The sequence below is a fragment of the Paenibacillus sp. 276b genome (assembly GCF_900107875.1).
In the GTDB taxonomy this organism is placed as follows: domain Bacteria; phylum Bacillota; class Bacilli; order Paenibacillales; family Paenibacillaceae; genus Paenibacillus; species Paenibacillus marchantiae.
In genome coordinates this window covers 458,702-471,257 of sequence record NZ_FNRR01000001.1, presented here as the reverse complement: position 1 = coordinate 471,257, position 12,556 = coordinate 458,702, and the positions used below count along the sequence as shown (strand labels likewise).

Genomic DNA, 12,556 nt, shown 5'->3' with positions numbered 1-12,556 from the left:
ATGCCTGGTTTGCAACTTCTATTTTACATCATAAAAAACATGTTCCGCCTGCAATTTCCCTAAATTTGTAGTCATGATACCAAAAGAATATTGGGGCTGAAAGCGCCGATCCGTAGGAGAGCCCGGATTAAATATCAGCACATCATTGACCGTATGCATCACTGGAATGTGCGAATGTCCAAAAATCACAGCATCCACCTGCTGTCCTGCAAAAGTGTGAATCGCATTCTGCTCTGTAGACTTCGATCCCAGATGACCATGTACAAGACCAAGACGCAAACCGTCCGCTTCAACGATGCGGGAGAACCCGAGTTTTTGACCTATTTCAGGCGGGTCCGTATTGCCTGCAACACCTTCAATGGGGGCGTAAGCGCTGAGCAGCTTGTGTACACTCCAGTCCGACCAATCCCCGGCATGGAGAATCAGATCAGCATCTGATAGCGCCTCAACCAAGGGATCGGGTAACTTACGTGCTTTTCGAGGTAAATGAGTGTCCGAGATGACAATAATTTTCATAGTACAGCACACCTTCCCTTTCCCTTACATTACGCTTTATTCGGCATGTGATGGAACTTCAAGCTGGGAACAGGAACGCTCCATATCTTCAAGAGTAATGGATGCGAAGAACTGTTCCACCTTTGCTTCGGCAACCTGATACAGATTGGTCAGAAGGCTGTCAATACGAAGGCCAACATCACAATTCGGATTACAGTTACCATGAATCGGAAACAATGGCCCTTCATCCTTGGCAGCCTGATAGATCATGGCTAATGTGATTTCGCTTGAGGGTTTGGCGAGGTAAAATCCTCTTGTTCCTGGTGAGGAGTCCACAAGTCCTGCCTTTTTCAACCCACCGAGAATACGTCTGACCACGACAGGGTTGGTATTCACACTACCTGCAATCAGTGCCGAAGTGATTCGTTCAGGCGCGCTGAAAGACAACAACAACAAACAATGCACACTGACCGAAAAATGAGTACTCATGATTAACCACCTTTTATTTGAGCATTATAATGCTGATTTTATATCATCCCGGATGTGTAGACTTACTCGGAGAACAGGTCCTGTTCAGGGCGTGCTCGGATTTTTAATTGCCGAACGCTGTACTCCAATTGTTTCACAATATCATCCAGTTGTTTTCGATCTATCTTCGTTGGATCTTCCACTGGCTTCGCCGACGACTTCAGATCCCGAATCGTTAACTGCTGCTCTTGCCACTTGTCCATCAGATCCGCTATATTGGCATAGAAACGTTCGTAATCTTTAATAACCAAATCAAGATAGGCATCCACCTCATCCGGATCATAACCACGAAGTTTATAGTTGAATTGTTTTTCATGAATCGATAAAGCGTCGAGCTGCACGCCCAATTGCTTGAACAATTGTCTTTGTTTGTCCAATCTTCGTTTCATATGCTCATCCATATTGACAACCCTCCATTATCAAACGCGCCGCGGTAAGCACAAGAAGATCTTCGATACCGCCGCATTTTCTCTCTATATTTTTTATAACACATTATCCGTCAGATATAAAATCGAACGAACCTCTTTACACACGAAACTGATTGCTTCTTATGAAATTCGGGTAAGGACTGACTACAACCCCATTGCGGGAAAGGAGCATGTCCTTATGAGTACATTAACCAAAGATCAACTTCAAGAGCTGAAAAACGCTCTTTTGGAACAACGTGAAAACCTACAGCGCCATTTTGAATCCAGCATGGAAGACGGTGCTCCAGCAGAGTCCCTGAAAGATTCAACTGGTGAGCTGTCATCATACGATAATCACCCGGCAGATGCTGGTACGGAGACGTTTGAGCGAAGCCGTGACTTAGCGATAGATGATACGTTGACCGACGAGTTCAATCAGGTGAATGAAGCGTTGGAGCGAATCGAACAAGGAACGTATGGCTCCTGTGTGACGTGTGGTAAGGATATTCCTTTTGAACGACTCGAAGCGATCCCTTACACAGCCTACTGTATCGATGATACGCCTAACCGCGAGTTAAGCAACGAACGGCCTGTTGAGGAGCAAGTCATGACGATGCCGCCGAGCGGTGCCGGAGAAGTAAGACAGCGCAATGCTGGCAAGTTCGATAACGCTGACGCCTGGGAAGCCGTCGAGGAATATGGCACATCGAACTCCCCCGCAACCGCAGCCAAACGTGACGTGAAAGACTATGATGAAAACATGTAGTTTATGAACGAATTAAGGTCGTTTGCGCTAAAATAGGTACATGTCTTCCATCATGCCAAATTACGCATGAAAAAGCCGCCAATGGCGGCTTTTTTCTTGGTAGCATATCATCTTTACACAGATGAAACTTCAATATGACGATGAATATGCTTCGATTACTCTTCCGCCTGACCACCAGACGAGGATTCCTTCTGCTTTTTAGCAGGTCTTGACGTTTTCGCAACAGACTTGCCCTTATCGGGTGAAGCCTTCTTTTTCAATTTTCCAGCGGTTTCCGAAACGGGCTTATTCACCGTATCTTTGGATAGGGAACTGAATAAATGAAAGACCTCTTGGTCCGCATCATGCCTGTCTTTCGTTAAATAGGGTTCACACATCTTCGTAATGTTGTTGTACAACTGCTCTACTTCTTCCCGGCTAGCATACAACGTCATATCTGAGATAAACATACGGTCCCCGTTTTCCGCCTGATTCATAAATCTCCGACGGCTCTGCTCAAACATTTCATTTAACAATTTGAAGGTTTCGGAACGAAATACCTCCTTCAAAGGTGAGTTCTCTTCATCTTCGTTACGGAGCTGGATTTCTCCCTTGAAGGGCTCATAATATTTGGCGATGATTCCATTAATTTCACGAGTGGATACGATGGTAAGCAAACCGATTTTCTCCAGTTTCTTCACATGATAATGTACCTTGGCTGGCACTTCGCCCATCTGGTCTGCGATCTCTTTAACCGTAGAGGGTCTGCCCTGTTTATTAAACATATTCAAGATCTGTATCCGATACGGATCGGAGTAGACCTTGATTTCTTCAATCGTTGAAAGTACTTTGCGCTGCATACCTGTATCCTCATTTCCGGGGTACCTGTTGCCCATCATGTGTATATTATACCGTCCGGACAGGGTTACGGTCAAAACAGGCTCGCGATAACACGTTTGAGGAAGCCTTTTTATAGAACGGTGCGGAAAGTCTTGCTCAGAAGCACCAAAACGGCTGACATGGCAAGCAAAACACCAAACACGATAAATAGAATCGGCAATGCCACCCAATCGGCAAGGGCTCCTGAAACCAAGCTACCTAATGGAGCAACACTCACGACGAGCATAGTTTGAAGGGCATACACTCTGCCAAGCATCTCGGAAGGCGTAACTTCCATGAGATAGGACGCAAGGGGTGTTGTAGCAAGTGGAATCCCCATACCCATCATCAGACAAAAGACAGCAGCAACAGGCAGCTGGTAGGACGTCATGTAAGCCGGGAGTGCGGTCATGGCATAACTGAGCCCCAACATGACAATACCTACAATGACCAGCACACTTTTACGGTAATTCGATCCTCGATGAGACAGCCACAAGCCACTCAGTACCATGCCTGCCACAATCAGCCCACTGAGTAGACTTAATCCTCCCGCTCCGGCGTGCAACGTTTCAATGACATATGGCGTGCGAAGAACATTGAATGGCATCAGACAAAAGTTAACAAAGGCAAACAGAATGGAGACGATCAGTAACAACACATGTTTACGCATAAAATGAAAGGCTTCTGTCATTTCAGAGAATATACTTTTTCTTGCTGGAGGAGAATCAGATGAATCAAATGACGTATTATCATTGTTAGATGATGTTGATGTTTTCGGGTACCCCACACGGCTCATCAGGAGTGCACTTAAGGCAAACAAGCCCGCATCGATCAATATCGTCCACGTGATCCCTGCCGTTGCAATTAACGTTCCCGCCACTGCAAGTCCTGCGAGTTCTGCAACCCGGGTTGCAGATGATGCCATGGCATTACCAGACAGCAGCATTGATTTGGGAAGTAATCGCGGTACAGTGGATACCTCAGCGGGTGACGCGAAACATTCCAGAAGGGAATTCAGAATGGTGATGACGAACAGATGCCAGACTTGCAGCTCACCCAGACCAAACAATAGTGCTGTAATGCCAACAAATAAGCCTCGACCAGTATTCGTGAGCACAATCACCTTTTTGGGAGACATGCGATCAACCAGTGCTCCGACAAACAGCCCCAGAAAGATACTTGGCAAAAAGTTAACTGCCAGCAGTGTTCCCATCAGCAGCTTTGAACCTGTCAAAATGTACACCATCCAGCTATAGGCAATGGAATCAATCGAATCGCCGAATCTGGATACTACCTTGCTCACCATAAACTGCACATACGGTTTAATCCGAATTAATTCCCCGATCCCTTGTTTGCGTGCGACTGTACCTTCGCTCATGATTACTCCGCCTCTCAACGTGAAAATATTTTTAATGTTAATTTTATTTTAACGTATGATATGCGAAAATCAACCCTTTCGTGAAAATATTTTTAACGTTGTGTATATCCCTATAAAACACAAAAAAACAGACCGAAGGGTCTGTTCTCTTTGCACCAAAATTTGCTGCTATGATTCGTAGTTCATGTACTAGTCCTCTGTCTTGAATTGAAATCCGATACTCTCTTCTTCTGCCTCCAGCATCAACTTGTATACCATCTCTGCCTCACTACCCAGCCGTTCCTTGCTGATCTGGTAGTTCGTCCAGGTTAATTCAAGCGGCAGCTCAATCATGCCTGTAAGGCAGTCCCACAAGGCGTCCAGATTTGCACCGTAAAAGTCTGGCAGTTCAAGCTTTTTCTTCAATAGCTCATGCAATTCTGTTGTGCTGTAAAAGTCCTCACCGTTAAGTACTACCCTCTTCATGTCTGTCCTGTCCTTCCTTATTTCAAGCGAGTAAATGATGCATAGTGGTCTGTCGTTTTGTAAATCAAGCCGTCACTGGAATACAGGATGCGGTCCGAATTACGGAAACCGGAAGTGTAGTTGATATCCGCTTCACGCCAAGTACGGCCACTCGCTGCTGGAAGCAAGCCTTCCCGGTTGCTAAACACGTCTCCACCGATACTTTTGCCCGGAGCAACCGTAGCGAGGTTGCCTTGAGAAGATACCCAGCCTAGTGCCGTTGCCTGTGCTTTGGTAATGTAGTTGCATGGCAGTTGCCCGTTGGCGCTGAGATAGTTGGCCACACCAGTAAACGTATTGATAATGGTACACGTTGCAGCTGAAGCCTTCTGCTGTCCAACCGGAGCGATCTGTGAACCTGTGAAGAAAACAATCGTTAACATAACCGCTAGCAGAGCTGTAGACAAAAACTTTTTCATAAATCCAGCCTCCCAATGACTCTAAAATGGATGAACGTTGCCACTATGTAAGTGATATGAGATGTAAATTCTGCCTGGATGTACGTTCTGCTAGATTATAGTGAACAAGCCATCTATTTACTATTTATATCACATCATTTTGGAGGAAAGATCAAATTCAACTGCTATTTTTGTAAAAATATATAAATATAACATTTAAATATAAAAAAAGACTCACATCCCGGGGGATGGAGTCTGCCATTTCGATCATTTCCTATCATCTAACATGCTAACATGCTAGCATGTTAGCTCCTGCTTTAATCCACTAATTGCACCCGTTGACGGGTTCGCGCCGATTCCAGGCATGCATCAATGACACGCATATTCTGAATGGTATTTTGCGGACTGAACGGTAGCGCTTTTCCTTCAAGCACTGCGGCTGCAAAGGTCTCCACCTGCAAAACATAGGAGTTGGATACCGATACACGTTCCTCACGGCTGACGGAATCGGTGTGCACGATAATCTGTGGTGGAATATCACTATTCTCCCAGCCGAACACCTTAGGAAGTTCAATCCGCCCATCGGTACCGAGAATCTCCATCTCGGCTCGTCCAGAGGCCCACATGCCGCAGTCAAACGTTAATGCTACTGAATTGGGAAACTCCACAAGTCCTGAAGCCATCATATCGACGCCATCATGTTCTTCCGAAAAAAGAGCGTGTACCGTTACCGCTTCCGGCTCCTGCCCCAGATACATGCGGGCTGCCGAGATTGGATATACGCCAAGATCAAATAATGATCCTCCGCCCATCTCCCTTTTGAACCTTACATTGTCTTTATCGTCAGCGGTATTGCAGGTGAAATTGCCATGGAGGGCTCTGACCGTACCAATCTCCCCACTGGCTATTATCTCATGCACACGTCTATGCTTTGGATGGTATCGATACATAATGGCTTCTGCAAATAGTACGCCGTGCTGTTGACATACCTCAATCATTTCCGCCGCTTCTTCTGAATTCAGAGCAGCCGGTTTCTCACATAATACATGTTTTCCAGCCTGAGCAGCCTTAATCGTCCACTCCTTATGCATATGGTTAGGCAGAGGAATATACACAGCTTCAATATCCTGGTCCGCAATGAGTTCATCATAGCTGCCATACGCTCTGGCAATGTCGAGTTCATTCGCAAGAGCTTCCGCCTTCTCCTTGCTGCGGCTGGCTATCGCCAAGACCTCACCCCGTTCGGATTGTTGAATCGCCGGAATGACTGCATTTTTCGCGATTGTGGATGTACCAAGTACACCCCACTGTAAGTGTCTGTCCATGCTTATCTCCCTTTCACTCCGTAATTGTCCTCTTCTGCCTTGTGTAACATGCCGAGACAACGATCGAGATCGGCCTTAACCTGTTTTTTATATAATTCAGCTTTCTCCGCACCATCATCCGTGAAGTGATATAAAACGATTTCCTGAAAATCGACTTTGGGATCACTGCCCTTCAGCTTCTTTGTACGATAAAAAACACCCTGTTGAACCAATTCATGCAGCGCCCGGTATATCTCGCTCTGGGGTGGTACATAACCGTAGGCTTTGAATTCCTGCTTCATTGCCTCCAGCATTTCATAGCCGTATCCCCTATGCTGTTCAACCATCGTAATCAGATACAGCTTAATAAATGCCCGCTGCGCAATCATAAAAGCCACGTTCATTCCCCTCCTGTCAGCTCTATATATCTAGTATTATAAAACTTATGTTCCCCTTCTGCCATCTTTATCCGTCTTTCTCCCTTTAATCCATGGGCGTTGGAAGGCAAGAAGGAGAAATGATGGATAGGCAGAAACGTAAGGTAGAGCGGGATTTGAAGTTTTCAGTTATGAATTTTTCAGGTAATGAAATTTTAAAATTTATTTCAAAAGTGTTCGTCGTGGTATTGGCGTCACTTTTTTTTCAGGTTACTGCCTTCATTTTTATCGGTCCTCTTTATCGGCCTTCAACTCACTGTTGTTCTGAATTTTTCATATAATGATGTATTCACCTGTTAATCAGGTTTGGACTTCGGTACAGTTCCCACAATCCACTTGCCCCAGCTTACGCGAGAGATGAGCCATGTGAGTACGCAGGATAACGTAAGCGCCAGCAGCCAGGTGATGATCATGCGCACTACGGGGTTTAAACCCAATGCCACATAAAACTGTTCATCCAGAATGTAGCTGTAGCGCAACATCAGCATGTGCATCAGGTAGCCCCCGTACGAACCCCCGCCAATCCACGCCAGCAATCGTGTTACTCTGATATTGTGGAGCTTGCCAGCCAGCTGGTACATCACCATGATGGAAGCAATGAGGAATAAGATCATATCCGGCCGGATGAGACTGACGGTATAGAATGTAATCTGTATGCCCTCCGGCTTCTGGAACTCTTGCATTAACTTATATATAAACCGAAGACCAAGGACTATAAACACGGTCCAATATCCCCAGCGCAAACGTTGAATCCACTCATTCCAGCGTTGAACCGATAGCCCGGCTGCCGCACCAAGCACAAAATAAAAAAAGAAATACAGAAAATTTCGATCGGCATAGGTTGTAAAGGCATCGGTCAGCACCGGGACATTCAACCATTCCATGAACCTGGCGATATTTCGCAATTGATCCGCGAGCACAAGGTACACCACACCGGAAATCAGAAGAGCTATTGTGCGCCCCTTCGCCTCATATCGGTTATAGACATAACGGATTGCCCGCAAAAACAGGGGAAACAACAGATAAAACTGAATAAGCATAATAATGTACCAAAAATGCGAGGTCGTCTTACCCGTGATTAATTTTAAACCAAGGTCAGGAATATCCTGCCAACCAAATCCGTTCCAGCCGCGAGGCGCGAGTGTGAAGTAGATCAGTGACCAAATAATATAGGGGACGATTACATCGGTTAATCGCTTTTGCATGAAACGTCCATAATGCAACTTGTCTCCTGTATTATAGAAAAGCACCATGCCTGTGATAAAAATAAATAGAGGTACTGCAAATTTGGACAGCATCAGCAGGATGGCGAGCAATACGCCATCTTCCAGTCCCGCTTCTGGGACCAGGGAATAATGTGCTATGGAATGCTGAAGGACGACCGCCGCAAAAGCAATTCCCCTCAGACTCTCGATTTCTGTAATTCGTTCTTTACGAGGCATAACAGACAGCCTCCTTTCTTGGTTTTGCCATGAAAACGACGTACAATGAAGCCATATATTGATGAACGGGGTGATTCACATCTCAGATACAGACCAAGACATAACTACCATTGACTCCAAATATGTACAACAGCATCTGGCTAACGAGCGGACCTTTCTGGCCTGGGTTCGTACAGGCATTGCCATGGTTGGCATTGGCTTTCTCGCAGCTGGCTTCGGCTTCAGTTCAACGGCCTATGATCGGATGGCCCATATCGCAGCAATCATCATTGGTATTACTTCCTTGGTCAGCGGCATTCTGATCATCCTGTGTTCTGCAGCCGCTTACCACCGAAAACGCAATCAGATTAATTCACAAACATTCCAGGCATCCACGAAATTAATTCGGTTCCTGACACTGATGTTGCTGGTGATTGGACTGGCCCTGGCCGTATTACTGTATGTATTGTTATTCCCTGCTTGGCAGGTTTAACACCTGAACCTTGCTACAGCAGGAAGTTAAAACAGGGACAAAAGCCGGCTTCCTCTAAAGGAAACCGGCTGATGACCACCTGGTGGCTCACTTATGTCATTCCAGTTGAAGATTCCTGTCTTTACTGAACCGATTTATTATAGAAAAGTATTGTTGCCAAGTCGAGCGGCCTTATCCCGAGCTTCCAATCTTTGATTTTCCATATCGAGATCCGTGCGCTCAACCGTAACATCATCCCGATTGACATCGATTCTGTCCCGGTTCACATAACTGTTACTGCTGAACACGTCATAAACATCCGTGTCCCGATCCGTAGAGTCCACGAGTAGCAGGATTTTACCACTTTGCACGTATTCCTCATACTGCCTTGCATCCTCTTCCGGAATGCCGAGACCCACGAGTCCACCTACAAGTCCGCCTGCTCCTGCACCTACAGCTGCACCCGTAAAGGCTGCGGCAATAGGGCCTGCCGCCAGAATAGGACCGATGCCCGGAATCGCCAATGCTCCAATGCCAGCGAGCAATCCAGCTACTCCACCTAGCACTCCGCCTGTTGCCGCACCTGCAGCTACACCTTCGGGTGCTTTTGTACCCGTCTCTTCGCGAATGGCCTTCAGTTCATCCCGATCCTGTGTAACTACCGAGATTTCATCTGAAGTAAATCCTTGCGCTTTCAGTCCCTCGATTGCGGATGATGCCTCACGTTCTGTATTAAACACACCTACGATTTTCTTCTGCATAGTGAATCCCTCCTCATCTAATTGAATGGTTCGCTATGTTATTACCCGCTTTGTTTTCTTTCAAACGCTTCCACCACAATATCTTATCCTTGAAGGCCTAGGAGGATGGCCGACCATTGATATGCGGCGAGTCACCGCGCTAGGGCCTGCACGTGGTTCGTTAGTGCTCAAGACGCCTAATCTGCCGATCGCATACTCGCCCATTCAGAGCACGTTCAGACCCAACTTCCAGACCGAGGCTGGCAAACACATTCTAGCTAAACTCGTGGTTTAGCTCGGTTAGTAGCAATCGCTTCCAGCGGGTCATCCGGCCAATAATGCTTGGGATAACGACCTTTCAAGTCTTTCTTGACCTCAAAATAAGTTTCCCGCCAAAAGTTCGCCAGATCTCGTGTGACCTGTACAGGCCGCTGCGCCGGGGAAAGCAAATGTATGGTCAGTGGTACTCGACCACCGCCAATACGCGGGGTCTCCTGCTGTCCAAACATCTCCTGCAGTCTCACCGCGAGTGTAGGATCTTCGGGTCGGCTATAGTCCACTGGAATGCGCGAACCACTAGGCACCTGAATATGTGTAGGAGCTTCACGATCCAATTGCTGTCGCTGTTCCCAGCTGAGTCCGCCGAGCAGCACATCCTGCATCGACAATTTCTTAAGATCCGCAGCAGATCTCATGCCTGTCAGAAAAGGGCTGAGATGTTCTGCCAGTTCTTCGGTCAGATGATCTTCGATGAGATCAGGCCATTCTGGCAAATGATGATGTAAAAAGCGCATCCTGTCCGCCAGCTGTCGTGATGATTTTGTCCAAGGCAAACAATCCAGCCCTTCGATACGTATTCCCGATAGTAATGCTTCGAGCACCTGATCTTCGGGTGGCTGTGCAATGCCGCTCTCTTTCAACGTAATGGCTCCAATTCGCAGCCTTCTATGTGCCCGCACACTGCGGGTGTTTCTATCCCAGGCCACCTGAACCTCTTCATGCAGCAGATGTGGACCAAAGTCCAGCAATCTCTTCTCCTGCACTGGCGCAGCCAGCAGGATGCGCGCATCCGCGCCCTGGTCGTCGGCTTCGGCTGCGACCAGATAGGCTGAACGGCTCAGCGATTCTGTCGCTGCGAGCCGTACCCCACGGCCGCTGCTCAGCAGATAGCGGCCGTCCTCCCGGCGTTGCCCGATCCGGTCCGGATAAGCGAAGGACAGCAGCCATCCGCAGCTGTCCTCATCCGGCCGTACCGGATCGGCCGCCGGGCCGAGCGCCGAGCGCAGCTGGCGGCTCTCCTGGAGCATGCGGCGCACAGCAGCACCGTCTGCGACAGACGCTGCCGCTTGCGGCATGCCGCTGCTGTCCGCAGTCAGCAGCGCTTCCACGCGCGGGCGCAGATCGGTGCCCGCGCCTGCACTGCCACTGTTGCGGAGGCCGGCAGGCTCCTGCAGCAGTGCCGCCAGCATGCTGGCGTAGCTGGCCAGCCCAAGCTCCGCCGTGCGGAGCAGCATGCTGGCCAGTCGCGGATGCACGCCAAGCGTGTTCATCCGCCGCCCGAAGGGCGTGATGCGGCCTGCGTCATCCAGGCCGCCCAGCTGGCGCAGCAGCGCCTGTGCCTGGCCGTAGGCTGCGGCAGGCGGGGTGTCCAGCCACTGCAGCTCTGCAGGGGACTGGACACCCCAGGCGGCAAGCTCCAGCGCCAGCGGCGCAAGGTCCGCGGAGGCAATCTCCGGCTTTGCTGCATCAGGCAGTACGCCATGGGCCTCTTCGCTCCATAGCCGGTAACACACGCCCGGTGCAATTCGCCCCGCGCGCCCCCGCCGCTGATCGGCTGACGCCTTGGACACCGGCAGGGTGACGAGCCGACTCATGCCGGTCCGCGGCGAGAATACCGAGGCACGGCTCAGTCCCGCATCCACCACGACTTTAACTCCAGCCAAGGTAAGACTGGATTCAGCAATGGACGTGGACAGTACAACCTTCCGTTTTCCTTCATCTGCGGGTCGCACAGCTTCATCCTGCCGTTCTACAGGCATGCTGCCATATAGAGCATGTACCTCAACATGAGCAGGAAGCATGAGGTTTGACAGCTCTCGCTCTGTGCGATGAATTTCTTTTGCGCCCGGTAGGAAAACCAGCACATCCCCTTCCTGTTCTACCAGTGCCTTAACGACGGCCTGAGCTGTAAAAGTCTCGATCTGCTCAGATGCCGGTTTGGATACATATCGGGTTTCCACCGGAAACGTTCGTCCAGGACAGTCAATCCATCTGGTTCCCTCGCCAAGCAGCGCACAGACAGGAACAGGGTCCAGCGTGGCCGACATCACCAGCAGTTTCAGATCAGGACGCAGCATGGCCCGGGATTCAAGCGCAAGCGCCAGACCAAGGTCACCATGCAGATGCCGCTCATGAAATTCATCGAAGATAATCATCGCCGTGTCTTCCAGGCCCTGGTCCTGTTGAAGCATCCGGGTCAATACACCCTCCGTCACCACTTCTATGCGAGTGGACTGACTTACACGCGTATCCATCCGCACCCGATACCCTACGGTCTGTCCTGCTTTTTCACCTAGTGAAGCTGCCATTCGTGCAGCTGCCGAGCGAGCGGCGAGTCTGCGGGGCTCCAGCATAATGATTTTCCGTCCAGCAACCCATGGCTCCTCCAGCAGTGCCAGCGGTACTACGGTCGTTTTACCCGCACCCGGCTCCGCAATTAACACACCTGTATCCTTCTCCTGAAATAACTGCCTTAGTTCAGGAATAATCTGTTGTATCGGTAAATCCGTCTTCATCTCATCTCTCCTAATTAATGTTCCACGTGTCTATTCGAATGTTAGCATTATAA

General features: G+C 48.8%; 15 protein-coding genes. 3 read left to right on the top strand and 12 right to left on the bottom strand.

All coding sequences use genetic code 11. From position 1 onward, the window contains the following. Positions 1-18: 18 nt before the first annotated feature. The 3 genes from BLV50_RS02100 to BLV50_RS02090 all read right to left on the bottom strand — a co-directional run bounded on the left by BLV50_RS02100 (position 19) and on the right by BLV50_RS02090 (position 1,424). Complete coding sequence (locus tag BLV50_RS02100) at positions 19-516, bottom strand: metallophosphoesterase family protein (RefSeq protein ID WP_064639001.1); 498 nt, start codon at positions 514-516, stop codon at positions 19-21. A 36-nt stretch (positions 517-552) separates the two neighbouring features. Next, positions 553-984, bottom strand: a complete 432-nt coding sequence (locus BLV50_RS02095; protein WP_063563238.1) for an Rrf2 family transcriptional regulator — start codon at positions 982-984, stop codon at positions 553-555. A 62-nt stretch (positions 985-1,046) separates the two neighbouring features. Then, positions 1,047-1,424 carry a DivIVA domain-containing protein gene (locus tag BLV50_RS02090; protein ID WP_024630343.1) on the bottom strand — a complete coding sequence of 126 codons (378 nt, stop codon included), beginning with the start codon at positions 1,422-1,424 and terminating at the stop codon, positions 1,047-1,049. Between the two features lie 205 nt (positions 1,425-1,629). Here BLV50_RS02090 and BLV50_RS02085 point away from each other — a divergent pair, with 205 nt between their 5' ends. Beyond that, entirely contained in the window at positions 1,630-2,196 is a 567-nt protein-coding gene (locus BLV50_RS02085) for a TraR/DksA C4-type zinc finger protein (RefSeq protein WP_063563237.1), read from the top strand. A 155-nt stretch (positions 2,197-2,351) separates the two neighbouring features. On the opposite strand, the gene BLV50_RS02080 is transcribed toward BLV50_RS02085, so the two are convergent. From BLV50_RS02080 to BLV50_RS02045, 7 genes are all read right to left on the bottom strand, one after another. Then, a complete protein-coding gene (locus BLV50_RS02080) occupies positions 2,352-3,035 on the bottom strand; it encodes an ArsR/SmtB family transcription factor (RefSeq protein WP_063563236.1) in 684 nt (227 codons plus the stop codon). Positions 3,036-3,145: 110 nt separating this feature from the next. Beyond that, on the bottom strand, positions 3,146-4,432 hold the full coding sequence (locus tag BLV50_RS02075) for an MFS transporter (protein ID WP_063563235.1): 1,287 nt from the start codon (positions 4,430-4,432) through the stop codon (positions 3,146-3,148). A 189-nt stretch (positions 4,433-4,621) separates the two neighbouring features. Further along, entirely contained in the window at positions 4,622-4,897 is a 276-nt protein-coding gene (locus BLV50_RS02070) for a barstar family protein (RefSeq protein WP_064639003.1), read from the bottom strand. A 17-nt stretch (positions 4,898-4,914) separates the two neighbouring features. After that, positions 4,915-5,355 carry a ribonuclease gene (locus tag BLV50_RS02065; RefSeq protein WP_064639004.1) on the bottom strand — a complete coding sequence of 147 codons (441 nt, stop codon included), beginning with the start codon at positions 5,353-5,355 and terminating at the stop codon, positions 4,915-4,917. Positions 5,356-5,651: 296 nt separating this feature from the next. Further along, positions 5,652-6,659, bottom strand: coding sequence for a Gfo/Idh/MocA family protein (locus tag BLV50_RS02060; RefSeq protein ID WP_090805484.1), 1,008 nt, complete (start codon positions 6,657-6,659; stop codon positions 5,652-5,654). A 2-nt stretch (positions 6,660-6,661) separates the two neighbouring features. Continuing rightward, on the bottom strand, positions 6,662-7,036 hold the full coding sequence (locus BLV50_RS02055; RefSeq protein WP_063563231.1) for a replication termination protein: 375 nt from the start codon (positions 7,034-7,036) through the stop codon (positions 6,662-6,664). Between the two features lie 335 nt (positions 7,037-7,371). Next, entirely contained in the window at positions 7,372-8,517 is a 1,146-nt protein-coding gene (locus tag BLV50_RS02045) for an acyltransferase (protein WP_090805482.1), read from the bottom strand. A 61-nt stretch (positions 8,518-8,578) separates the two neighbouring features. On the opposite strand from BLV50_RS02045, the gene BLV50_RS02040 reads away from it, so the two are divergent. Continuing rightward, entirely contained in the window at positions 8,579-8,989 is a 411-nt protein-coding gene (locus tag BLV50_RS02040; RefSeq protein ID WP_063563228.1) for a YidH family protein, read from the top strand. Positions 8,990-9,126: 137 nt separating this feature from the next. Here BLV50_RS02040 and BLV50_RS02035 read toward each other — a convergent pair whose 3' ends face one another. After that, positions 9,127-9,729 carry a general stress protein gene (locus BLV50_RS02035; RefSeq protein WP_063563227.1) on the bottom strand — a complete coding sequence of 201 codons (603 nt, stop codon included), beginning with the start codon at positions 9,727-9,729 and terminating at the stop codon, positions 9,127-9,129. A 121-nt stretch (positions 9,730-9,850) separates the two neighbouring features. On the opposite strand from BLV50_RS02035, the gene BLV50_RS32640 reads away from it, so the two are divergent. Next, positions 9,851-10,003, top strand: a complete 153-nt coding sequence (locus tag BLV50_RS32640) for a hypothetical protein (RefSeq protein ID WP_161490537.1) — start codon at positions 9,851-9,853, stop codon at positions 10,001-10,003. Here BLV50_RS32640 and hrpB read toward each other — a convergent pair. Continuing rightward, positions 9,987-12,503 carry an ATP-dependent helicase HrpB gene (gene hrpB / locus BLV50_RS02030; RefSeq protein ID WP_090805480.1) on the bottom strand — a complete coding sequence of 839 codons (2,517 nt, stop codon included), beginning with the start codon at positions 12,501-12,503 and terminating at the stop codon, positions 9,987-9,989. The two genes, BLV50_RS32640 and hrpB, sit on opposite strands and share 17 nt — an antisense overlap. Positions 12,504-12,556 lie beyond the last annotated feature (53 nt).

What these genes read in the sequence shown, in the direction of transcription:
- BLV50_RS02100 (WP_064639001.1), bottom strand. Translation starts at nt 516, where the DNA reads ATGAAAATTATTGTCATCTCGGACACTCATTTACCTCGAAAAGCACGT.
- BLV50_RS02095 (WP_063563238.1), bottom strand. Translation starts at nt 984, where the DNA reads ATGAGTACTCATTTTTCGGTCAGTGTGCATTGTTTGTTGTTGTTGTCT.
- BLV50_RS02090 (WP_024630343.1), bottom strand. Translation starts at nt 1,424, where the DNA reads ATGGATGAGCATATGAAACGAAGATTGGACAAACAAAGACAATTGTTC.
- BLV50_RS02085 (WP_063563237.1), top strand. Translation starts at nt 1,630, where the DNA reads ATGAGTACATTAACCAAAGATCAACTTCAAGAGCTGAAAAACGCTCTT.
- BLV50_RS02080 (WP_063563236.1), bottom strand. Translation starts at nt 3,035, where the DNA reads ATGCAGCGCAAAGTACTTTCAACGATTGAAGAAATCAAGGTCTACTCC.
- BLV50_RS02075 (WP_063563235.1), bottom strand. Translation starts at nt 4,432, where the DNA reads ATGAGCGAAGGTACAGTCGCACGCAAACAAGGGATCGGGGAATTAATT.
- BLV50_RS02070 (WP_064639003.1), bottom strand. Translation starts at nt 4,897, where the DNA reads ATGAAGAGGGTAGTACTTAACGGTGAGGACTTTTACAGCACAACAGAA.
- BLV50_RS02065 (WP_064639004.1), bottom strand. Translation starts at nt 5,355, where the DNA reads ATGAAAAAGTTTTTGTCTACAGCTCTGCTAGCGGTTATGTTAACGATT.
- BLV50_RS02060 (WP_090805484.1), bottom strand. Translation starts at nt 6,659, where the DNA reads ATGGACAGACACTTACAGTGGGGTGTACTTGGTACATCCACAATCGCG.
- BLV50_RS02045 (WP_090805482.1), bottom strand. Translation starts at nt 8,517, where the DNA reads ATGCCTCGTAAAGAACGAATTACAGAAATCGAGAGTCTGAGGGGAATT.
- BLV50_RS02040 (WP_063563228.1), top strand. Translation starts at nt 8,579, where the DNA reads ATGAACGGGGTGATTCACATCTCAGATACAGACCAAGACATAACTACC.
- BLV50_RS02035 (WP_063563227.1), bottom strand. Translation starts at nt 9,729, where the DNA reads ATGCAGAAGAAAATCGTAGGTGTGTTTAATACAGAACGTGAGGCATCA.
- BLV50_RS32640 (WP_161490537.1), top strand. Translation starts at nt 9,851, where the DNA reads ATGCGGCGAGTCACCGCGCTAGGGCCTGCACGTGGTTCGTTAGTGCTC.
- hrpB (WP_090805480.1), bottom strand. Translation starts at nt 12,503, where the DNA reads ATGAAGACGGATTTACCGATACAACAGATTATTCCTGAACTAAGGCAG.